The organism is Bacillus mycoides, from assembly GCF_001757995.1.
GTDB lineage: Bacteria > Bacillota > Bacilli > Bacillales > Bacillaceae_G > Bacillus_A > Bacillus_A mycoides_B.
In genome coordinates, this window is record NZ_LXLV01000065.1 from 71,689 (window position 1) to 95,627 (window position 23,939).

The 23,939-nt window shown below is 36.6% G+C and carries 23 protein-coding genes and 2 other annotated features (1 of these 25 running past the window's edge); all 23 genes read right to left on the bottom strand.

Annotation, left to right across the window (positions count from 1 at the left end; all coding sequences use genetic code 11):
* Positions 1-96: 96 nt before the first annotated feature.
* Positions 97-2,010, bottom strand: coding sequence for an ABC transporter permease (locus tag BWGOE10_RS22210; protein WP_070144984.1), 1,914 nt, complete (start codon positions 2,008-2,010; stop codon positions 97-99).
* Between the two features lie 49 nt (positions 2,011-2,059).
* The gene (locus tag BWGOE10_RS22215) at positions 2,060-3,982 is read right to left on the bottom strand and encodes an ABC transporter permease (protein ID WP_070144985.1); all 1,923 of its coding nucleotides are present in this window, start codon (positions 3,980-3,982) and stop codon (positions 2,060-2,062) included.
* Positions 3,957-4,733 (bottom strand): ABC transporter ATP-binding protein, encoded by a 777-nt coding sequence (locus tag BWGOE10_RS22220; protein WP_070144986.1) that lies wholly within the window; start codon positions 4,731-4,733, stop codon positions 3,957-3,959. Before BWGOE10_RS22220 ends, BWGOE10_RS22215 begins: the two co-directional genes overlap by 26 nt.
* Positions 4,734-4,826: 93 nt before the next feature.
* Positions 4,827-5,909: a HAMP domain-containing histidine kinase gene (locus BWGOE10_RS22225; RefSeq protein ID WP_070144987.1), complete on the bottom strand. Its 1,083-nt coding sequence runs from the start codon at positions 5,907-5,909 to the stop codon at positions 4,827-4,829.
* On the bottom strand, positions 5,899-6,606 hold the full coding sequence (locus BWGOE10_RS22230; RefSeq protein WP_002034150.1) for a response regulator transcription factor: 708 nt from the start codon (positions 6,604-6,606) through the stop codon (positions 5,899-5,901). The genes BWGOE10_RS22225 and BWGOE10_RS22230 overlap by 11 nt, the downstream gene beginning before the upstream one ends.
* Positions 6,607-6,822: 216 nt before the next feature.
* A complete protein-coding gene (gene obgE, locus BWGOE10_RS22235) occupies positions 6,823-8,106 on the bottom strand; it encodes a GTPase ObgE (RefSeq protein ID WP_070144988.1) in 1,284 nt (427 codons plus the stop codon).
* On the bottom strand, positions 8,106-8,654 hold the full coding sequence (locus BWGOE10_RS22240) for a sporulation initiation phosphotransferase B (protein ID WP_070144989.1): 549 nt from the start codon (positions 8,652-8,654) through the stop codon (positions 8,106-8,108). The genes obgE and BWGOE10_RS22240 overlap by 1 nt, the downstream gene beginning before the upstream one ends.
* Positions 8,655-8,717: 63 nt before the next feature.
* Entirely contained in the window at positions 8,718-9,008 is a 291-nt protein-coding gene (rpmA, locus tag BWGOE10_RS22245; protein WP_000944957.1) for a 50S ribosomal protein L27, read from the bottom strand.
* Between the two features lie 3 nt (positions 9,009-9,011).
* Entirely contained in the window at positions 9,012-9,356 is a 345-nt protein-coding gene (locus BWGOE10_RS22250) for a ribosomal-processing cysteine protease Prp (protein ID WP_070144990.1), read from the bottom strand.
* Between the two features lie 11 nt (positions 9,357-9,367).
* Positions 9,368-9,676, bottom strand: coding sequence for a 50S ribosomal protein L21 (gene rplU, locus BWGOE10_RS22255; protein WP_000270907.1), 309 nt, complete (start codon positions 9,674-9,676; stop codon positions 9,368-9,370).
* Between the two features lie 14 nt (positions 9,677-9,690).
* Positions 9,691-9,769: a sequence feature (ribosomal protein L21 leader region), on the bottom strand.
* A gap of 77 nt (positions 9,770-9,846) precedes the next feature.
* Positions 9,847-11,235, bottom strand: a complete 1,389-nt coding sequence (locus BWGOE10_RS22260; RefSeq protein ID WP_070145036.1) for an Rne/Rng family ribonuclease — start codon at positions 11,233-11,235, stop codon at positions 9,847-9,849.
* A gap of 63 nt (positions 11,236-11,298) precedes the next feature.
* Positions 11,299-12,159 carry a M50 family metallopeptidase gene (locus BWGOE10_RS22265; RefSeq protein WP_070144991.1) on the bottom strand — a complete coding sequence of 287 codons (861 nt, stop codon included), beginning with the start codon at positions 12,157-12,159 and terminating at the stop codon, positions 11,299-11,301.
* Complete coding sequence (locus BWGOE10_RS22270; RefSeq protein WP_070144992.1) at positions 12,152-12,898, bottom strand: M23 family metallopeptidase; 747 nt, start codon at positions 12,896-12,898, stop codon at positions 12,152-12,154. The genes BWGOE10_RS22265 and BWGOE10_RS22270 overlap by 8 nt, the downstream gene beginning before the upstream one ends.
* A gap of 133 nt (positions 12,899-13,031) precedes the next feature.
* Positions 13,032-13,829 (bottom strand): septum site-determining protein MinD, encoded by a 798-nt coding sequence (minD, locus tag BWGOE10_RS22275; protein ID WP_000503308.1) that lies wholly within the window; start codon positions 13,827-13,829, stop codon positions 13,032-13,034.
* Positions 13,830-13,831: 2 nt separating this feature from the next.
* The gene (minC, locus tag BWGOE10_RS22280; protein WP_070144993.1) at positions 13,832-14,518 is read right to left on the bottom strand and encodes a septum site-determining protein MinC; all 687 of its coding nucleotides are present in this window, start codon (positions 14,516-14,518) and stop codon (positions 13,832-13,834) included.
* A gap of 35 nt (positions 14,519-14,553) precedes the next feature.
* Entirely contained in the window at positions 14,554-15,099 is a 546-nt protein-coding gene (mreD, locus tag BWGOE10_RS22285) for a rod shape-determining protein MreD (protein ID WP_070144994.1), read from the bottom strand.
* A gap of 14 nt (positions 15,100-15,113) precedes the next feature.
* A complete protein-coding gene (gene mreC / locus BWGOE10_RS22290) occupies positions 15,114-15,965 on the bottom strand; it encodes a rod shape-determining protein MreC (protein WP_070144995.1) in 852 nt (283 codons plus the stop codon).
* Positions 15,966-16,006: 41 nt separating this feature from the next.
* Complete coding sequence (gene mreB / locus BWGOE10_RS22295; protein WP_000466737.1) at positions 16,007-17,026, bottom strand: cell shape-determining protein MreB; 1,020 nt, start codon at positions 17,024-17,026, stop codon at positions 16,007-16,009.
* Positions 17,027-17,184: 158 nt separating this feature from the next.
* Positions 17,185-17,862, bottom strand: a complete 678-nt coding sequence (radC, locus tag BWGOE10_RS22300) for a DNA repair protein RadC (RefSeq protein WP_070144996.1) — start codon at positions 17,860-17,862, stop codon at positions 17,185-17,187.
* A gap of 49 nt (positions 17,863-17,911) precedes the next feature.
* Positions 17,912-18,487: a Maf family protein gene (locus BWGOE10_RS22305; RefSeq protein ID WP_070144997.1), complete on the bottom strand. Its 576-nt coding sequence runs from the start codon at positions 18,485-18,487 to the stop codon at positions 17,912-17,914.
* A gap of 217 nt (positions 18,488-18,704) precedes the next feature.
* A complete protein-coding gene (locus BWGOE10_RS22310; RefSeq protein ID WP_070144998.1) occupies positions 18,705-19,652 on the bottom strand; it encodes a stage II sporulation protein B in 948 nt (315 codons plus the stop codon).
* Between the two features lie 164 nt (positions 19,653-19,816).
* Positions 19,817-21,118 (bottom strand): bifunctional folylpolyglutamate synthase/dihydrofolate synthase, encoded by a 1,302-nt coding sequence (locus BWGOE10_RS22315; RefSeq protein ID WP_070144999.1) that lies wholly within the window; start codon positions 21,116-21,118, stop codon positions 19,817-19,819.
* Between the two features lie 94 nt (positions 21,119-21,212).
* Complete coding sequence (locus tag BWGOE10_RS22320; protein WP_070145000.1) at positions 21,213-23,858, bottom strand: valine--tRNA ligase; 2,646 nt, start codon at positions 23,856-23,858, stop codon at positions 21,213-21,215.
* A gap of 38 nt (positions 23,859-23,896) precedes the next feature.
* Positions 23,897-23,939: a binding site (T-box leader), on the bottom strand; it runs 189 nt beyond the window's last position.

Consider the following 23,939-nt stretch of genomic DNA (forward strand, 5'->3'; position numbering starts at 1 on the left):
CGTCTTTTCCCCTCTTTTTCGTTTTCTTACTGTTATACCATACTTTTTTATATTCTTCTATGTAAATTTCGAATATTTAAAAAAGACTAGCATTTGCTAGTCTAAATGTTTCTTATATTCCCTTTGAGCAAAGAAGAAATAAATGGTGCATGCAGCGATATAATACAGAATAAACAAGCCTACTTTTCTTAATGAACCGTCCATAAAGACAGTATTATGAAATGTATATAACGCAACTGCACTATGCATACTTCCTACTATAATTGGCGCAAAAAATAGCATACATAATTGCCAACGAGAAACCTTCCACACTTCTTCCTTCGTCATTCCAAGTTTAGAGAGTGCTCCGTACTGCTTCCGATCCGATGCAATATTATGAAACCATTTAAAATATACGATGCTACATGAAGTAAGGAAGAATAATATACTAATGAACGAGCCTACAAATAGAGTAATATCACCGCCTTCTTTCATATTTACATAGAACTCCATATTACTTCGAAATGCATCATTTGTATCTTGTTTCATATGTTTCCGTAAATCTGCATTTAATTTCTTTGTATTTTCGATATTTGGTAATGTGTAGCCTCTATATATCATTTTTTCAGAATCCGGAATTGTATTTGCTATACTGTTAAAATCTTCATCATTCATGACGAAAAACAGACCATTAATGTATGAAGGGTGATAGTTAAATTGTACCCCTTCTTTCTGACCGTTAAATACGAATTGATACGTTTGATTCATTACTTGCAATTGAATCTCTTTTTGATTATATACATTCGAATGATTGTACATATTATAATAAATAAGTGTGGCTGTTCCTTTTTTAGGATGATACGTTTTCTGTTTTTGTTTTCTTGCCTCTTGATTGTATTCACTTTCCCTTATAAGCGGTGCTATTGTTGCTTCTCCCTTATTGGACTGAAAGGATGCATACACTCCAACAAAACTCATATATTGAAAATCATCATATCCATATTGATGTAATAAGTTTTCAACCTTGTCTTTCTCGAAAACTTCATGAGCAGAAGTACCTTTTTCTATGTATGAAAATGAGTGTACTCCTCCGCCACGCCACATATCTTGCATGCTAGAAAAATATAAGAACACCGTACCTGTCGCCGTAACGACAAACGTTGTTGCCATAGACAACAGAAAGAAAAAGCGACTATTTTCCTTCATTCGATGTGACAATTGATTCACTATAAATAAATACGGATATGTATACATAATCTTTTTATTTCGTTTTATCATTTCTAATATTTGTGTAACACCGTGTGTAAAAGAAAAATACGTTCCAAAAGAGATTAGTATAACAACAGGAAAAAAGTATAATGCTATCGTTGGCATTGTCGTTTGTAGCGCTAACGCATATCCTGTCCCTAAACAAGCGAAACCGAATAAACAAAGCCACTTTGATGTTTTCCTCTCTCGTTTATCTGTTCGAAATTCTTTTAATAACCGAATGATTTTTATATTCCATATACGTAAAGCACTTATAAAAGATAAGACAATAAAAACGACCATATATGTAACAAACGTTACACCAATCGCTCTCACGTCAAACATGACAGGGAGTTCTTTCGGAAGGCGAAGTAACATGCTAAATACCATAAAAAAGAGTTTCAAAAAGATCATGCCAAGCCCAATACCGAAAATATTAGCGGAAATCCCGATTAACATTTGCTCGGTCATAATCACTCCTATTACGTTAGACTTCGTCGCTCCCATTAACATATATAGTCCTAATTCTTTCTTACGTGCTTCTATGAAAATAGAAGTAGAGTACAAAATAAATACGACGAAAAAAGAAATAATTATAACATTACATACGATAAGTCCCCAGCGTACGTTTTGATACCACATCGTCTCTTGCATATACGGATGTACAATTACAGACATATATGCATAAGAAGCAAATATTGCAAAACAACTACTTAAGAAAAATACTTTATAATTACGCCAATTCCCCTTTATATTTTGCATCGCTAGTTGCCTAATGTTCATCTACCGTCCTCCTGTAACTTACTACACACGTAAAAAGCTAGAGGTTTCCCTAGCTTTTTACGTGTTTTAAATATCCTCTTTGAGCGATCATAAAGTAAATGGCAGAAGCTAAAATGTATGCTCCAATTACAATCGCACCTGATTTCCATAAATCAATATAAAGCATTTTCCCTAACGTATGAAGAGCAAATCCACTATGAATCGCACCAATTAAAATTGGGATAAAGAAGATAACACCCATTTGTCGAATTGCAATTTTACGAATTTCTTTATCTGTCATACCAATTCTTTTTAATGACTTAAATTGAATACGATCTTGTTCTTTATCATTAAACCATTTAAAGTATGTCATGCTACAAGCGAAGAAGAAAAACAGTACCGCTACGAAAAAGCCGATGAACATTGTAATTGCTCCACCTTCTCTTATATCTTTATAAGCAAACACTGAGTTTCTCAATTCCCCTTGCTTTTCTGGTGCAATTTCCTTTTTTAAATCTAGCACAAGGTCTTCAGTACTCTTCCAATCTTCAATATAATAACCATAATATTTCGTCTTTTCTTCATCTGGTACGATCTTTTCATATTTCTCAAAATCTTGATCATTTACAACGAGATATTCGCCATCATTAAAAACAGAATACGCCGTTGGCTCATTTAATTGAACAGACTGCTTTTGTCCGTTAATTTTAAATTCATACGGTTCCGTACGATCTATCTTCATAAATTCATTTGCCATATCAACCACAACCATTGTTGCGCTACCTGGTGCATTATGAACCTCTGTAACTTGCTCTCTCTTTTGTTTACGCACTTCCGCATTATATTCTTTTTCTGAAATAATCGTCATTGGTACTTCATGTTCACTGTTTAAGAACGTTACTTTCTGCGTTGCAGGTAGTTTTACGTAAGTTACTTTTCGAGCATCTTCAAACCCGTTTCTTTTTACAATCTCCTGTACTTTTTCTTCATTAATAAGGCTATGCGTATTTAACCCCTTTTCCTCATATGAAATAGCATGCGGCGTAAGCTCTACCGTTTTCGCACTCATATTTTCAAAATATACGTAAAGGGTGCCAACTGCTGAAGAAACAACTGCCGTAATGATAGAAATAACAAATAAAAAACGAGCATTATCTTTCATTTTATAAATAAGATTGCTAAGGACGAACATGTTTGGATATGTATAAAATGATTGTTTTCTTTTTTGCAATGCTTTTAATACGACTGTACTACCTTGTGTAAATAGTAAATACGTTCCTCCAATTGTCAGTCCGACGATTGGTAAGAAATACATTATAAAATTCATAATTGTTACTTGGAAACAAAGGACATACGCCGCAATAATACATCCTATTCCTGCTACACATAACCATGTAAATGCAAACGGCTCTATTTTTTGTTTTCTAGCTTCCCTTAATAAATCAATAATTTGCAAGCGTCCTACTGTCCAAACACTAAACAGCGATAGGATTAAGAAGAGAATAAAGTATATACCCGCTGTAATAAGAACTGCTTTACTATTCCATACGAGCGGAAGTGTTTTGTCAATTTTCAGTAATACACTCAGTGCTTGGAAAAACAGTTTTGAGCAAAGCATTCCAATACCAATACCTACTACAATCGCAATACTACCTAACATCAATTGCTCTAATATAATCATTCGGCCAAGTTGAGATTTCGTTCCGCCTATTAACGTTAATAAGCCGAATTCTTTTTTTCTTGCTCGTAAAAACGTTGAATTCGCATATAAAATAAAGAGTGCTGAGAAGATGACTACAATATAATTCATCGATTCTAACCCTTTTGTAATCATCGTCTTCATACTAATATTACCGCTTACGACATCTGGATGATAAATGAAGGAAGCATACATAAAAAATACGACAATCGATAAACAACTACTAATAAGAAACGCTTTATAATTACGCCAATTTCCTTTTACGTTATTAAGCGCGAGCTGGCGAAAGTTCATGATATTCCCCCCCTAGCATCGCAAGTACGTCTAAAATCTCTTGGAAAAAGGCTTGCTTCGTTCTTCCTTTATGTATTTCTGAGAAAATCTCTCCATCACGTATGAAAAGGATACGTTCGCAATAACTAGCTGCTACTGGATCGTGCGTTACCATTGCAATTGTCACTTTCTTTTGCTCATGTAAATCTTGAAGTGCTCCCATTAATGATTTAGCTGACTTAGAATCTAAGTTTCCAGTTGGCTCATCTGCTAAAATTAACGTCGGTTCATGAATAATCGCCCTTGCAGCAGCTGCACGTTGTTGTTGTCCTCCCGATACTTCGTATACTTTTTTATTTAAAATTTCTTCGATATTTAAAAACTTCGCAATTTCAAGTACTTTCGCATCAATTTCTTTTACAGACTTCTTCGCCATTACAAGCGGCAAAATAATATTTTCTTTAATGGATAACGTATCAAGTAAGTTGAAATCTTGGAAAATGAATCCTAAATGTGTACGGCGAAATTCCGCCAATTTTGCAGCACGCATTTGATTAATTTCTTCACCATTTACAAGCACATGACCTGAAGTTTGCTTATCAATTGTCGCTAATAAATTTAAAAGCGTTGTTTTACCGCTCCCTGAAGGCCCCATAATTCCTACAAATTCGCCTTCTTCAATTTTAAAATTTATATCATTTAAAGCAGTCGTCGCTACTGAACCTTTCGATTGGTACACCTTCGTTAACCCTTTTACTTCAAGAACACTCATTTCTAATCCCCCTATGTGTTTTCTTCTTACATTTACTATAAGAAAAATAAGAAAAAGAAACGAGTGATTTCCCTTACAAAACCATTTGTTATCTTACAATTTTGTCATTTTCCTCATTAATGTATGATATTCTTCATCTTTTGCAAATTGGAACGTAAATGTTGTCCCTTCATCTTCTGTTGATTGTACATAAATTCCATGATGTAAATTACCGCAAATTTCCTTCGTAATATATAAACCCATTCCAGTTGCTTCCCTCGTTTTACGGCCGTTTACTCCCGTAAAGAACGGATCAAATATACGCTTTACATCTTGCTCTGGAATACCGATTCCATTGTCCTTAATATGTAGTAACACCTTTTGATTTTTCTCTTCAATTTGAAATTGAATTTCTTTTTTCTCTGCTTCTGAAATTTTCGTATACTTAATTGCATTTACAACAATTTGACCTATAGCAATACTCAGCCATTTTCTATCAGATGCAACCATACAAGTATCTTCTTCAAACATCACTTTCGGAAATACAGAAGATTGAATGAACGACTTTCTATTTTCATTAATAATGCCTCGAATGACATCTATAACATTTACTACTTCTACTTTATAATCTTTCGAAAACTGATCTAACCTTGCCATATGTAACGCTAAATCTAACCCATTTAAAATACGGTTATTTTCTTCACGAATACTTTCAACCGTTCCCCTTGCTTCACGATGTTCCTTACCATATTTCTGTAGCAATAATTCAATAACAGATACCGGTGTTTTCATTTGATGAATCCATTGGTTCATAAAAATCATTTGCTGCTGCTCTTTCGCATGCTGTTTATGAATTTCATTCATATATTGCTGCCTTAGCAACGTGAACGCTTCAACGACCATTTCTTGCTCTGCCGTATAAGAAGTATCAATAAGTAAAGAGTCGTGTAATGTATTTCCGCCAGCAACATATTTTTCTATTCTATTTAAAAATACACTTCGTTTTCGGTAATCATAAATGAGGTATACAGCAAATACAACTGTCCCTAATAAAAGGCCATATAACCACGTACTCCAGTCGATTGATCTCTTTTCTAAAAGACTTTGCAACTGCAATACGAGCCCAAATAAACAAAGACTTACAATATAAGAAAGGATTAAGGAAAAACGGTCTATGAGGTAGCTTTTAACCTTCATGCCCTTCGCCCCACTCTGTAAGAAGCGCATAACCGTACCCGCGTTTCGTTACAATTGCATTTTTAATGCCTAGCTCCTCTAATTTCTTCCTTACGCGCTTTACATTTACGGTTAATGTATTATCATCAACAAAAGCTACTTCATCCCATAGGGCTTCTAATAGCTCTTCACGTGTTACGTATTGATTCGCTTGTTTCATTAAACATTCTAATAAATAAAATTCATTTTTTGTAAGTTCAGTTTGTTGCCCTTTCCACTCTACTGTGTGCTGTGATGGGAATAATAACAATCCATTAACACCTAAACAGTCACTTTCCGCGGCCAAAGCATATTCACCATACCCACGGCGAAGTGCACTCTTCACCTTTGCCATTACGATATCTAAATGGAACGGCTTTGTAATATAATCATCCCCGCCATTCTCAATCGCCATCACTTGATCCATTTCCCCTGTCCTTGCAGACACGAAAATAATTGGCGCATTCGATACAGTGCGGATTTGGCGGCACCAGTAGAAGCCATCAAAATACGGTAAATTAATATCAAGTAACACAAGATGAGGACTTACTTTTACAAACTCATCTTTTATATGACGTAAATCGCTTACTCTGAAAGATTGATATCCATACCTTTCTAAATGTTCCTCTAATATTTCTGCAATTTTTTCATCATCTTCTACAATTAATATTTTATACATGCTCTTTTACTCCCCATAAAATATTCTTCTAAAATCACTTCTTTTTCTATTATAAATTGAAAATTTAATTAGTGGGGATTTTTTCCTATCTTCACTATTTTTTAACTAGTAGCCCGATTCCCACCTAACTTCTTTGCTTCAGCCGAATTTTGAGGTGGGAGTCTTACTACTCGCAAATAGTGGGATAAAAAAAAAGACCGCCATATTTCGGCAGTCTTAATCGATAAATTCAAATTGATATTCAAGAATTTTCACAATATCTCCGTCTGTTGCACCACGTGCACGAAGGGCTTCATCGATACCCATACCACGCATTTGACGAGCAAATCGACGTACAGATTCATCACGTGAGAAGTCTGTCATCTTGAATGTTTTCTCAATGTCATAACCAGAAATGACAAATGTACCATCACTTTCGCGTGTAATTTCAAAATTAGCTTCAGATTCAAATTTGTACATTACACTTGCTTCAGATTCTTCTACATCATCGTACATTGGGAATTCTGGTGTTGTTTCTAATAAGTTCGCTACTTCAAATAGTAAGTCACGAACACCTTGTTTCGTTACAGCTGAGATTGGGAAAATTTTCACTTCGTCTCCCAATTTCTCTTTAAATGCTTGTAAGTTTTCTTCTGCATCTGGCATATCCATTTTGTTTGCAACAACAACTTGTGGACGCTCAGTTAAACGCATATTGTATTCTTTTAGTTCATTATTGATTGTGACATAATCTTCATATGGCTCACGCCCTTCTAAACCAGACATATCGATAACGTGCACAATTACACGTGTACGTTCGATATGACGTAAGAATTGGTGTCCAAGTCCAACGCCGGAGTGTGCGCCTTCAATTAGTCCAGGAAGGTCAGCCATAACGAAGCTGCGGTTATCACCAGTTTCAACAACACCAAGATTCGGAACGATTGTTGTAAAGTGATATTCTGCAATTTTCGGACGCGCTGATGATACAACAGATAATAATGTAGATTTACCTACACTTGGGAATCCAACAAGTCCAACATCTGCTAGCACTTTAAGTTCTAGCGTGACATCACGTTCTTGACCTGGTTCCCCGTTCTCAGCGATTTCTGGCGCTGGGTTCGTCGCTGTTGCGAAACGTGAGTTACCACGGCCACCACGGCCACCTCTTGCGATTACAGCTGTTTGTTCATGCGTTACTAAATCGGCAAGAATTTCACCTGTTTTTTCATCTTTCACTATTGTTCCTGGTGGAACCTTTACGATTAAATCTTCAGATTTACGGCCGTGCTGACCTTTACTCATTCCGTGCTGACCGCGATCAGCTTTGAAATGACGTTGGTAGCGGAAGTCCATTAATGTACGTAAGCCTTCCTCAACAACAAAAACAACATCTGCACCTTTACCACCGTCGCCACCTGCTGGGCCACCTTTAGGTACATACTTCTCACGTCGATACGCAACCATTCCGTTACCACCGTCGCCGCCTTTTACATATATCTTGACCTGATCTACAAACATTATTTCACCACACTTTTTTCGATTAGTTGTAATATAACTGAGACTTCTTCGTCTCGTACTGTATAAGAAATGGAATACCATTTATTGTTTTGGTTCGCAAGCCAGTTCTGTAGTTCTTCTACATTCGTTAGCTTTCCACGAAAATCAAAAAAGAAACGAGCATTCTCCGCGTCACATTCAATTGTGATACAAACATAATTTTCAACATATACGTCTAAACTATGCTGAAGCATTAAGAAAAACTGATTCGCCCATGTACATACAGTCTCATCTAGATGAGATAAGTTATGTAATTTCCCTAATACTTCGTACTCCAATAAGCACGGTTGCTGTTTCCAATTATATGTTAAAATCCACTCTGAAAATAAAGGCATTGATAGCCCCATCAGATTGGATTCTTGTCTCGCTTCTTGGACAAAACGATCGATGAGCCTATGAATCTCTTCCACTTTTCCAAGGGAAAGATTTCCTTTAACCATCTGCAAACGATTGAGCCAATCATGTCTTGAATGGCGCAACGCATCTATAATTGTCCATTTTTCATTCATTTAGATACCCCTTAATATAGAAAAACTCTAACCTGCACTCAGGTTAGAGTTTTCCGTGAGTTCTTATGCTTCTTGAGCAACAGGATATACGCTCACTTGTTTGCGGTCACGACCAAGACGCTCAAAGCGTACTACGCCGTCAACTTTCGCGTATAAAGTGTCATCGCCACCACGACCAACGTTAACACCTGGATAAATTTTTGTACCGCGTTGACGGTAAAGAATTGAACCACCTGAAACCGTTTGACCATCTGCGCGTTTAGCACCAAGACGTTTTGACTGAGAGTCACGACCGTTCTTTGTACTACCTACACCTTTCTTAGATGCGAAAAACTGAAGATCTAATCTTAACATACGTTACACCTCCTGCACTTTTTCTATTAAACGGATATACTTTCCGTAATCAAGTTCAATCGTCTTAAGCGAAACAACCAATCCTTCTAAAAGTATTTGTGCTTTTTCTGCTGCATGAACGTCTAAATCATTAGGCAATTCATACGTCAAGAATCCGCCATCACTTCCGAGTTCAATAGTTGCCTGCACTTTACAAAGTTCTTCCACTGCATTTATAGAACCAAACACGACCGCTGTAGTTCCAGCACAGACAAGGTCTTGTCCATGTGGCGCATAATTGGCATGTCCAGTCATTTTAAATGATTGGATACTTCCTAGTTTCGTGCGACTTATCGTAATCTTAATCATCTTAACCAGAATTAAGCGTTGATAGCTTCAACTACTAGCTTAGTGTAAGGTTGACGATGACCTTGTTTCTTACGATTGTTCTTTTTCGCTTTGTATTTGAAAACGATGATTTTCTTAGCGCGACCTTGTTTTTCAACTTTCGCAGTAACTGTTGCACCTTCTACAACTGGGCTACCAACTTTCACGTTTTCGCCACCAACGAAAAGAACTTTGTCAAAAGTAACAGTTTCACCAGCTTCAACATCTAATTTTTCAATGTAGATTGCTTGACCAGCTTCAACTTTAATTTGTTTTCCACCTGTTTCGATAATTGCGTACATACTTGCACCTCCTCTTAATTACTAAGACTCGCCAAAAACGAGGTAGACATAAAATGCCTTTAAGGAACCTGTCTTGTGCGGTTGTAGCATATAGCAGTTTAGGTGCTATAAACTATAACATAAAGATGTTACCATGAATCATTAACTATTGTCAATGAATGTTCTGCTAACTATTTTTTCCGTTCTACAATTTCTTTCTTACTTCCAAAACGGATAATAGCGTACTTTTCGATAATATCATCTTTGAAATAAATTTCAAATGGAATATTTTTTTGTAATTCTTTTTGTGAAAATATTTTTTGTACTTTTTTTGAAGCACCAATCAATACAGCTTCATCCTCTATATTACCATAAGTAATAAGCTCTCTCTCTAGCTCATACGCAATTGTTTCATTAGATATAACGTAACCTGTCGCTTTACAAGGCGCACACTCTTCTAATAATACGTCACGTAACGAATGTTTCTTGCGCTTACGCGTCATCTCTAAAATACCTAACTCTGTAAACCCAAGCACTCTTGTATATGTGCGATCATCTCGCATAGCAGCTATGAGGCGTTCTCTTACCTTCTCTTTATCTTCCCGTCTTTTCATATTAATAAAATCAATTAATATCATACCGCCAATATCACGGAGTCTTAATTGACGTGCAATCTCTTCGGCAGCCATTTCATTTGTGCGAAGTACCGTATCTTGTAAGTTTTGTTTTCCAGTAAACTTACCCGTATTCACATCAATTACAGTCATCGTCTCCATTTGTTCCACAATTAGATAGGCACCATTTGGCAGCCAAACAATTTTTTGAAGTGCTTTCTCGATTTCACGCTCTATTCCAAAATGATTAAACATCGAAGATTTTTCATTATAAAAGGATACTCTTTCTTCCCCTACTTTTTCGTCTAATTCTTTTACTATACTTCTCGTATCTACAACTACTTTTTCAATCGTTTCAATTGGGTTCTCCTGAAATACACGATCTAAAAACGTCGCTGGTCGATGAAGTAGTAAAGGTGCCTTCCCTTGATTTTCTTTTCTTTTTACTTCTTCATATAACTGCTGCAACCCTTGCATTTCAGCTTGTATTTCATCGATCGTTCCTTTTTCAGAAGCAGAACGGAAAATGTATCCACCCGTTCCTTCTACTTCAATTTCGAGTAACTGTTGTCTTCTTTTATTATTTTTTATTTTTCGAGAAACAGCGCGCATGTCATCATACGGCATGTAAACGACATATTTTCCGGTAAATTCTATCTTCGCCGTCAATTTTGGCCCCTTCGTATCAATTGCCTCTTTCACAACTTGTACAAGTATCGCCTGTCCTTCATGTATGCGATATGAAGATGGTACATCATCATACGAAAGATATGCATGTTTTTCTAATCCGATATTTACAAAGGCTGCGTTCATTCCAGCAATTGTTCTTACGATACGCCCAACATAAATATGTCCGACAATTTCCTGCTCTTCATTCCGTTTCCATAAAAGCTCGACAACTTTTTGCTTCTCTTCTATCGCAACACGCTTTTCCGAACCAGTATAATTTATATATAACGTCTTCAAAATTATTTCCTCACTTTTCACTTCTTTTCCTTACAATATAAAAGGTTAGTGTCGTCGTCAACACTAACCAATTAATTCTTCAACAGATGAGGTTGTTCGTTTTTCAGCAAAATACGCATACAACAATTCATTTTCATCCAATGTGTAATGCTCTTTATATTCTCCATGGACGATAATAGAATGTTTATATCCTCTGCGAAATTTTGTGAAAATCGTATACAAGCGATCTTCTGTTTTCACCTCAATAGGTGCAATTTTTTCAATATCTCTTTTATTCCCATAATAACGTTCTAATAAAAAACGCATAAATGCGTAACGTCTTTGTTTCCATTCTTGATATAAAGAAATCGCTAGAAAAACGAGTAATACCCACATCATAATGTTATTACTATTCCACAGTAACTGCCATCCTAATATTACACTAAAAAAAACACATGACAATTTCATCATCTTTTCATGTGCTTGTAAATAAGGAAAACGATATGATAATACATTAAATAATACTTTTCCGCCATCAAGTGGCCAAATAGGCAATAAATTAAACCCTAAAATAATGACATTATTCCATACAAAGAAATGGTACAAATCATCAGTTACCCAGCCCGCTTGATACAAAATATAAGCGACCGCAATCATCCATATATGCTGAATTGGTCCAGCTATAACGACAATTAATTCTTCTTTTAATGATTTATTCCCATGCTCTTCCATCTCAACTACGCCACCAAACGGCAAGAGCTGAATTTGTTTAATACGCCAATTATAATATACAGCGGCAAAAGCATGCCCAAGTTCATGAACTAAAACGATACAAAATAGTAATAGTAACTCTTTAAAACGTGCTGTAAAAATACCAATAACGATAATAACCCAAAACAATGGATGTACTGTAATTTTCGTTAAAACATCTCTATATTTAATCAAATGAAATCACCTGAATAGGATCAATAAATTTTTTATTCTTTTTCATCGCAAAATAAAATTTACCGTTTTTATTATTTTCGTCACTATTCACCGTTCCGATTTTTTGTTTTTTCGAAACGTAATCATATAACTTCACTGACATATCGTTTAAATTTCCGTACCAAGACTCCGTACCATCAGCGTGCTGAATTTGAACTGTATTTCCAAGTTCCTCTTTCTTTCCCGCAAAAACAACTATACCCTCATTTACTGACTCCACCGTTGCATTTGTAGCCGTTTGAACAAATACACCTTGACCATTTTTTTGAAATCCTTGCATCACCTTTCCAGAGGCCGGAATCGCATAATCCTTTTGCTGAATAGCCTCTTCTTTTTTCTCATTTGGAGAAAAGAACACGAGAGGTTTTCCAAACTGTTTTTCATACCATTTCGATATAGTAGCAAATTGAAATTCTTCTTGCATAACTTTTTCTGTAACAGCTCTAGTACCATCAAAAGAAGAAGGTGCGTTCTTAAATAAAATAGCAACTGAAAGAACTAATATTGCTGATAGCAAAACTTTGAAGAGAAAAACTTCTTTTCGAAATAGAGGATGAATTTCCTTCTCCCCCTCTTCAATAAAGACCGTTTCACTATCAAAATCTCCTCCCGCAAAATACCGCTCTTCCTCCATCCTTTCTTGCTCTGCTTTCCTTTTCGCAATCCGCTTTTTAATTTCTTCCACACGTCTATTCTTCATACTGTCTCCTTTCTTTAGTTAGCCTTATTCAAATAGAAACAGTTATATACAGTTTGTACATATGTATGAGTTATAGAAGGAAGATATTCATGCGAAGAAAAAAGAAAGCACTCCGCATTTAAGCGAAGTGCTTTTAACGGATTCCAAAGAAATTTTTCATCTTTGTAAATACCGATACTTTTTCTTGTTCAAATGCTTGTAATGGTACATTCTCACCTAACAAGCGTCTTGCAATATTACGATAAGCTATTGCTGCTTTCCCACTAGGTTGCAGTGCTACAGGTTCACCTGTATTCGTAGCACGAATAACTTCATCATCATCCTCGACAACTCCAAGAAGCTCGATTGACAGTGTACGTACGATTTCATCAACATCTAACATATCCTGTTCATGAAGCATATGACTACGCACACGGTTAATGACAAGTTTCGGTGGTTCAATATCCTCTTTCTCTAAAAGCCCGATAATACGATCCGCATCACGCATTGAGGATACTTCTGGTGTTGTTACAACGATTGCTTTATCCGCACCTGCTACAGCATTTTTAAATCCCTGCTCAATCCCCGCAGGACAATCAATTAATATGTAATCATAATCTTGACGTAATACTTGTATTAATTCATCCATTTGTTCAGGTGTTACCGCCGATTTATCGCTCGTTTGTGCTGCAGGTAATAAATAAAGATCATCAAAACGCTTATCTTTAATAAGAGCCTGAGGTAAACGACAACGCCCTTCAACGACATCAACAAGATCAAATACAATACGATTTTCCAGCCCCATTACTACGTCTAAATTGCGTAAACCGATATCTGTATCAATTAAACACACTTTTTTTCCAGATAACGCAAGGGCTGTACCAATGTTCGCAGACGTTGTAGTTTTACCTACTCCGCCTTTTCCAGATGTAATTACTATTGCCTCTCCCACAGCTATACAATTCCCCTTTCTAACTTTGTTAAATTAGGTCTAAGATGAGTGAGAAGTTGCAGGCGATCGACAACAATGTGATTGTTCTCATTAATGTACGCACATTCTGCCGCCTCTGCTCCGTCTTCTTTCTCTTCCGGAGCCCGCATTGTCACATCACTAATTCGGAGTTGCATAGGGTTCATAATAGATGCAGCAATAACAGCTTCTGAATCTCCATCATACCCCGCATGTGCAATTCCTCTTAGTGATCCCACGACAAAAATATTCCCCCCAGCGATAACCGTTCCGCCTGGATTAACATCTCCAATTAATAATAAATTGCCTTTTACATGTAACACTTGTCCAGAGCGAACAATTTTGGAAATAGGGACAATTTCTGTTTCTTCTTTCCAAGCTATTGCTTCTGCTTTTGTTATAACATCACTTTCAATTGATTCCACAACAAGGTTCTTCTTATTGCGAATTAACGTACGAATCTCTTCTTGTTGTACTTCTGTTAAATAGCGATTTCCTACTTTAACACGCACTTCAATTAAAGAACGTCCGTCACTCTCATAGTAATGTGTAGAAAGCTTTTCATCCAATTCTTTTAGTAACTCAGAGAATGAACAGCAATCATCTAAATGAAGTGTTATTCCATCTTTTGTCCCTTTTATCGTTACATTTTGTTGCTTTTTTTCTTCCACTAAAGTTCACCCCACCGATTCAATTCGACATAAAATTAGAAAATCCTTTTTTCTTTTTCTTCTATCGCTTTTGAAAGACGCACTAAATATCGTCTCAGTGGGAAACAAACTATTAATAAGAAAATTCCATTTAGCAATAAAGTAGCAAGGAGACGATCTGTGAAAAAGACAGACGCTGACATGTGAGTACGTCCTAACAAAGTTAAAAACCCATACACATAATACTCTAATGCTGCAATGCTAGCTAATACGATAGAAACAACAATAAATAAATTCAATTGCAATACCTTCATCGCACTATAAACTAAATAAGCTAAAATCGGATAAGCAAAAATATATATTCCGACAAGTTCCGTGTATACGGTATCAAATAAGAAACCAAATAATAGTCCGTAGTAAATCCCTTGAACCGGACTATAGTACACCGTAATAAAACATAACACAATTATAAAGAAATGCGGTGCTGCTATACTGCCTTTCCAAAAGACGTCTGTTGGAACAACAGTAGAGAACATATTTTCAAATAAAAAAACAAAAAGGAGCAAAAGAGGAAGAGCTGCTCTTTTTAAAATCGTCATCATCTCTTCTTCCCCTCCTATTCTAACGGCGCTGTAGGCGTAGCGCGTTTGGCAACCGTAATATGCTCTACGTCATTTAAATCAGCAGCAGGTTTTACATAAGCTGTTTTTGTTAAACCGTATGGATCTGGCTGAACATCAACGATTGTTCCGATCACAAGCCCTTTCGGGAAAATATCCCCAAGCCCAGACGTTACAACTAGTTGATCTTTTGCTACTGGTGCATCAGAGCCAATCTTTGTGAAAAGAAGTAATTGTTTTTCTTTATCATAACCTTCAATCAATCCAAAGATTTTTTCTTGTCCTTGTACAATAGCAGAAACACGGTTTGTTCGGCTCATAGAACTTAACAACTCTACTGATGATGTAAACTGCGATACACTTTTCACTCGTCCAACTAAACCTTGTGAAGTGATTACAGCCATATCTTTTTTAATTCCTTGCTGTGCCCCTTTATCAATTCCAATTAAATCGTACCATTTATCTGGATTACGAGAAACAACAGTAGCTGGAATTTCAGTATAATCGCTATTCAACTCTTTTTTACCAGTTAACTCTTGTAATTTCTTTTTATCATCTTCTAATTGCTTTACGTCACTTGATAACTTTGCATAGTTATCTAACTTTGCTTTTAATTCTTTATTCTCTTCATACGTGCGCTTTACATCTTCTACGTTTTCGAAGAATCCGGCAACATAATTCGCTGGCTTTTGGAATACACGTTCTACAACACCGACAGTATCTTTTATAAACTGCTCTGGCCATGATAAACTGTTCCGTTCTTTCAATGAGATTCCAATCAATGCCACGAGAAGAATAATACTAACTAACAAAACAATTAATCTTTTGTTTAAGAAAAACTGTGGCACGTTCACACCCTCTTAATTTTACTGATTTTTATTTTGCAATATTATCGAGCAGCAGTTTTGAAAAGATCGATATTGTCTAATGCTTTACCCGTTCCAATTGCTACGCAATCTAATGGGTCCTCTGCAACAAGAACTGGCATATTTGTTTCTTCACTAATAACTTTATCTAAGTTACGTAGTAATGCCCCACCACCAGTTAATACGATACCACGGTCCATAATATCTGCTGCTAATTCAGGTGGCGTTTTTTCTAACGTATTTTTAACTGATTCTACAATTGCATCTACTGTATCTTTTAATGCATCTGCAATTTCTTCTGGTTGAATAAGTACTGTTTTTGGTAAACCACTTACTAAATCACGACCGCGAATTTCCATAGGTTCAATACCTTCTGGCTCGCCTGCAGAACCGATTTCTAATTTTAATGCTTCTGCTGTTCTTTCACCGATCATTAAATTGTAGCTTTTCTTAATATACTGAATGATTGAATCATCCATATCATCACCAGCAACACGAACTGATTGACTTGTTACAATACCACCTAAAGAAATAATTGCAACTTCTGTTGTACCACCACCGATATCAACAACCATACTACCAGTCGGCTCCCAAACAGGTAAGTTTGCACCAATTGCTGCTGCAAATGGCTCTTCAATTGGATAAGCATCACGAGCACCAGCTTGACGAGTCGCATCGATTACCGCACGTCTTTCTACAGCTGTAATACCAGATGGTACACATACCATTACGTATGGTTTACGTGAGAAGAATCCATTTGATTTTTGAGCTTGTTGAATGTAGTATTTCATCATTGTTGCTGTTGTTTCATAATCAGCAATTACACCATCTTTCATAGGGCGAAGTGCCACTACGTTTCCTGGTGTACGGCCAATCATTTGTTTTGCATCGCTACCTACCGCAACGATTTGTTTCGTATCAGTTTGTAATGCTACTACTGAAGGTTCACGTAAAACTACACCTTTTCCTTTCACATATACAAGCGTGTTTGCTGTTCCTAAGTCAATTCCAAGATCGCGAGTAAATCCACCAAATCCAAACATATCATTTATCTTCCCTTCTTATTTTCACGGACTCATTTTTCTTACTTTATATTTATAAAAACAGTACGTTTTTTTATATCTGTATCCTTCTTGTAGATAATTTTCTACAAAAAACTCATAAATCACATTATAAAACAAAATAGGTAAAAAGAATAGTCTTAAATATGACCTTTTTCCTTTAAACTCACGAATTTATGGTCACCTATTATGATATGATCAAGCACTTCAATTCCAATAATCCGACCACATTCTACTAGTCGTTTTGTAACTTCAATATCTTCACGGCTCGGCGCCGGATCTCCTGAGGGATGGTTATGAAGACATATAATAGAGGCTGCTGCCCGACGGAAAGCTTCTTTAAAAACTTCCCTTGGGTGCACAATCGACGTATTTAAACTTCCAATAAAAATAGTTTGCCTATGTATAACTTGATTTTTCGTATTCAAATATAAACAAACAAAGTGCTCCTGTTGCAAAAAACGCATCTCTTCCATCATATAACTCGCACAATCTTCTGGACTTCGAATACTATATCTATTTTGATATTCTAAACGTACCATTCTTCTACCTAATTCAAAAGCAGCCATAAGCTGCGACGCCTTTGCAATCCCAATACCATGAATACTCATCAGCTCTTCTAACGTTGCATCCTTTAACATTCGTAAGCCGTCAAAATGATGTAGAATATTATCCGATAACGTTAAAACCGTTTCTTCTTTAGAACCCGTTCTGAGTAAAACTGCAAGAAGTTCTCGATTCGATAAACTTCCTGCTCCTTCTAACAATAAACGCTCCCGTGGCTGTTCTTCTTTCACAACATCACGAATACCGTTCATCTCTTCACCCCTTTTTTACGATTTCTCCTAAAGAAAACCCCATGCAATTTTACGCATGGGTTACATCGCTATCAAACTGTTTTAATTCACGGACAAGACGCGCAATTGGCAAGCCAACTACACTGTAGTAGTCCCCTTGAATATGTTGAACAAAAATAGACCCTTTACCTTGAATTCCGTAGCTTCCTGCCTTATCAAGTGGTTCCTTAGATGCAACGTATACGTCTATTTCCTCTTCTGTTAATTCCCAAAATGTTACTTCTGTACGTTCATAAAAAGTTATCGTTTTTTCTTTCGATATAATTGCAACACCTGTGTATACTTCGTGTGTTTTCCCTGATAATAATTGTAGCATTTCTTTCGCCTCAGCCTCATTAGACGGCTTTCCAAGAATACGTGAATCATATGTAACAATTGTATCTGCACCTAGTACAACGTGTTCACTATGATTTTCTGCCACAGCAGATGCTTTTTGCAAAGCAAGCGACATAACAATATCAGAAGGTGATGAATATGCACCAATCGTCTCTTCTACTTCACTAACAACGATTTCAAATGGCACATCAGCTAATTCAAGCAGTTCCTTCCTCCTAGGTGATCCTGAAGCTAAAATAATTTTCCTCATATTTTCTCCTTCCCTTCTCACATGAAGCAGAATAATTCAAATCAATCGTATCAAAGGAATAGTTTCCCCACAAATTCTAGAAATATCATTTTCTCTAAACAAAATAATAGTTCTTTTTAAATACGATTATATTCTGCCCATACAGAAAGCACTTTGCTCTAAATTCAAAAGAAAAGAAAGAAGTATATGTACTTCTTTCCCCTTCATCATTATCTTATTATTTTACTTTTTGTGAAACCATTTTTTCGTACGAAAGTAATCCATCAATAATAACTTGATTTAATTTAGCTACAGATTCCTTATCGCTCTTCCCTTCCTTGATCGTTTGCACCGCTACTGACGTATACGTATAAAGCTTCTTCGCATCTTCACGCTTCACACCCTTTCCTTCCTTTTCAATAGCTTTCCACTCTTTTTCAATCGCCTCTACATCTTTTGGATTACTTTTCCCACTAGTTTGTACGCTGGACACATACTTTGCTAAATGAGTATATAATGGCTGCACTTTCGCTAAAAACCCACCCACTTCTTTATCCGTTTTGAGCAACGCTTTATCTGTAATATCCCAATTTTTTTTCAAAACCGAAACACCGTCTTGCTTATACTGATCTATTAATTGATTAACAGCCTGTTCATCGCTCGTAATACCAACAACTAACGCATACTTATCACCACTCGGTTTCAAAGCAGCCACGCCTCCGTTACTTTTCCACTCTTCAATAGCAGCCTGTCCTTTTTCTTCAGAGGAATACAGCCCTCCTTGAACAAAAAATAGTTTCATTGGTTCTAATGCAGCTCCTACTTGCGCTTTTTGTTTTTCCTCCTTTGGTGTTGCTGTTTGTTCTACCGTTCCGCCCACCTTTTGTTCCTCATTACCTATCTGCTTCGAAGCCGTTACCTTACCTTGTCCTTTAAGTAAATGCAACATTCCCATTCCAAGCGCCGTACCAATAATAATTGCAATTGCAACGATTGTGATTATTGTATTACTCCATTTCTTTCTGTACTGTTCCATAGGCAGTGTCTTTGTTTTTTTAAAAGGCACAACGTTTTGTGACCTTTCACTTTCTACTACCATCCAGTCAAACTCATCCTTCTTTTTTTCCTCATACTTCGCCTCTGTTCCATTTACTTTCACCGAGATCGTTCGTGATTGCTTGTCCATACACTCACACCTCACCTCTTGTCGTTGTCCGCATCATATCATATTCATTCCACAAAAAAACGAGATATTTGTCAGAGGAATTCGTCAAATAACCCTATATTATTATCTTATATGTATGCATTTGACTTCATTTGTAGAACAAAAAACTAGATAGCAAAGACTATCTAGTTTTTCCCGCGAATATATTTTCTAACTTCGGAAATGAAATACAAAGAACCTGTTATGATAAAGACATCATTTTCTCCAATCATTTCAACCTTTGTATCAATTGCCTCTTTCCAATCTTCAAAAACTAATTTTGACTCTTGTTGTGAATACGAAGCAAGCTTGTCAGCAGAAATAGCACGATCAAAGGCGAATGTTGTAAAAATAATTTCATCTGCAATTGCATCTAGTTGCCCTACCATGTTATGCAATTGTTTATCACCAAGAGCTGTAAATAAAACTATTACATTTTTATCTTTGTAATGTGTCTCTACTGTTTTTACAAGACTTTCAATACCTTCTGGATTATGAGCACCATCTATTATAATATCTGGATTACTTTGTAACTTTTCAAATCGACCAATCCAATAGGCTTCTTGTAAGCCAGCTTTCATTTCCTCTTCATTAATTAAAAATGATAAATATGTTTTTAAATACATTACTGCCATAAGCGCTAGCGCTGCATTGCCTACTTGATGAATACCTTTCATGGAAATCCGAACATTTTCAAACGAGGCGAATGGACAAGCAAAATCAAAATGTTCTCCATCTTCATTAGAATGTTTATGTAATGTTGTAAACTGTTTTCCAAGTTCATATAAGCTTGCATGATTTTCCTTAGCAACCTTTTGAATTACCTGTAATGCTTCTTCATTTTTCACACCAGTAATAACTGGCACACCAGACTTAATAATTCCTGCCTTTTCATATGCAATCTCTCCTAGTGTATTACCTAAAATATGCATATGATCGTGACCGATATTCGTAATAATTGTGAGAACCGGATGAATAACATTTGTAGAATCAAATCGTCCCCCAAGCCCCGTTTCAAATAAAACAACATCACAGAAATTAACTTTACCGAAATAACAAATTGCCATTACTGTAATGATTTCAAACTCAGTCGCTTCTCCTAAGTCCGTCTCATCTAATTTTTCAACGACTGGCTTTACCATATTTACAAGTTCTGCAATCTCTTCATCTGCAATCGGTATTCCGTTTACACTAATACGTTCATTGAATGTTTCTATGTAAGGCGATGTAAACGATCCTACTTTATATTTCGCGTCTTCTAGCATGTAGCGCATATATGTTAAAGTTGAACCTTTTCCATTTGTGCCGGCAAGATGAACACATTTTATATGACGCTCTGGATTTCCGAGTTCTTCTAACATACATTGCATTCTTTCTAGTCCTGGTTTTATCCCAAATTTCAATCGGCTATGAATCCAGCTTATCGCTTCTTCGTATGTATGTATCACGTTTGCTATTCCCCTTTCAAAAGACAAACTTCGTAATTCTATTATACGCAAAGAAAAGAGACTCACCAATATAGTGAGTCTCTGAAAAACATTTTTATTTTTCAAGATCAGCTAGACGTTGACGAACGGCTTCGCGTTTTTCTAGATAATCTTGCTCTTTCGCACGCTCTCCGTCAATAACTTCTGCAGGAGCTTTCGCTACGAATCCTTGGTTTGAAAGTTTCTTCTGTACACGTTCTACTTCTTTATCGAACTTCTCAAGTTCTTTTTCAAGACGCGCTTTCTCTTCATCAAGATTGATAAGATCAGCTAATGGTAAGAATAACTCTGCACCTGATACGATTGCAGTCATCGCTTTTTCTGGCGCTTGTAAATCAATCTTAATTGTTAGTTCACTTGGGTTACAGAAACGCTCAATGTAAGAACTGTTTTTCGTAAGTTGAGCTAGTACTGCCTCATCTTTTGCTTTAATTTGCATTTGAACTTTTTTACTCATTGGTGTATTTACTTCCGCACGGATGTTACGAACAGAGCGAATGATATCAACTAGAAGGTGCATTTCTGCTGCCGCCTCTTTATCTTGTAAATCTTCGCGAACTGTTGGCCAAGCTGCTACTGTAATCGACTCGCCTTCATGCGGTAAATGCTGCCAAATTTTCTCTGTTACGAATGGCATGAATGGATGTAATAGACGCATCGTTTGGTCTAATACGTAAGCTAAAATAGAACGAGTTGTTTTCTTAGCTGCTTCATCTTCACCGTATAGTGGAAGTTTCGCCATCTCAATGTACCAGTCACAGAAATCATCCCAAATGAAGTTGTATAATGAACGACCAGCTTCACCGAACTCATATTTATCCATGTTACGTGTTACACTTTCGATTGTTTCGTTTAAGCGAGTTAAAATCCACTTGTCTGCAACTGATTTTTCACCAGTTAAATCGATTTCTTCATATTTCATGTCATCCATGTTCATTAATACGAAACGTGATGCGTTCCAAATTTTATTAATGAAGTTCCAAGTAGATTCTACTTTCTCCATGCTGAAACGTAAATCTTGGCCTGGTGCACTTCCTGTTGATAAGAAGTAGCGCATTGCATCTGCACCGTACTTCTCGATAACATCCATCGGATCAATACCGTTACCAAGAGATTTACTCATTTTACGTCCTTGCTCATCACGAACTAAACCGTGAATTAATACGTCTTTAAATGGACGCTCTCCTGTAAACTCTAAACCTTGGAAAATCATACGAGATACCCAGAAGAAGATAATGTCATAACCAGTTACTAAAGCATCTGTTGAATAGAACTTTTTAAAGTCTACTGCCTCTTCATTTGGCCAGCCAAGTGTTGAGAATGGCCATAACGCTGAGCTAAACCATGTATCAAGTACGTCGTTATCTTGATTCCAGTTTTCAATATCTGCTGGTGCTTCCGTGCCTACGTATACTTCACCAGTTTCTTTATGATACCAAGCTGGAATGCGGTGACCCCACCATAATTGACGAGAAATACACCAGTCATGAATGTTTTCCATCCAGCGTAAGTATGTGTTTTCAAAACGCTCTGGTACGAACGTTACTTTTTCTTCTTCTTTTTGTTGAAGCTCTACCGCTTTTTCTGCAAGTGGAGCCATTTTTACGAACCATTGTGTTGATAAGTAAGGCTCAACAACTGCACCGCTACGCTCACTATGACCTACTGAGTGCATATGAGGCTCGATTTCTACTAATACGCCAGCTTCTTGTAAGTCTTTCACTAACTCTTTACGGCATTCGAAACGATCCATACCGTTATACTTACCAGCTTTTTCGTTCATCGTTCCATCTTCGTTCATCACTAAAATACGTGGTAAGTCATGACGGTTACCTACTTCAAAGTCATTCGGATCATGAGCTGGTGTAATTTTTACAACGCCTGTTCCAAAGTCTTTTTCTACGTATTCATCAGCAATAATTGGAATCTCACGACCTACGATTGGAAGTGTAACTGTTTTTCCGATTAAATGTTTGTAACGATCATCTTCTGGATGAACTGCTACCGCTGTATCACCAAGCATCGTTTCTGGACGAGTAGTTGCAAGGCGAATGTGACCTGAACCGTCTGTTAACGGATAGTTCATATGGTAGAATGCACCTTGAACTTCTTTATGAATTACTTCAATATCAGAAAGAGCTGTGCGTGTTGCTGGATCCCAGTTGATGATATACTCACCGCGGTAAATTAAGCCTTTTTCATATAATTGAACGAATACTTTATTAACAGCGTTAGATAAACCTTCGTCTAATGTGAAGCGTTCACGAGAATAGTCTAGTCCTAAACCAACTTTCCCCCATTGTTGACGAATGTGAGAAGCGTATTCTTCTTTCCATTCCCAAGCTTTTTCAAGGAATTTCTCACGGCCAAGATCGTAACGTGAAATACCTTCTTCACGAAGTTTTCCTTCTACTTTCGCTTGTGTTGCGATACCAGCATGGTCCATTCCTGGAAGCCATAATACATCGTAACCTTGCATACGCTTTGTACGAGTTAAAATATCTTGAAGCGTCGTATCCCAAGCGTGACCTAAGTGTAACTTACCAGTTACGTTCGGAGGTGGAATTACAATTGTATATGGTTGTTTCTTCTCATCTCCTGTTGCTTCGAAATATTTGCCTTCAAGCCACCACTGATAAAGGCCTTCTTCAACGGACATATGATCATATTTAGTTGGTAAATTATTTTCCGTGTTTGACATTATTTTCCCTCCTTAAAATAAAAAATGCCCCTCATCCAAAAAAGGACGAGGGACATCGCGGTACCACCTTTATTTACAAAC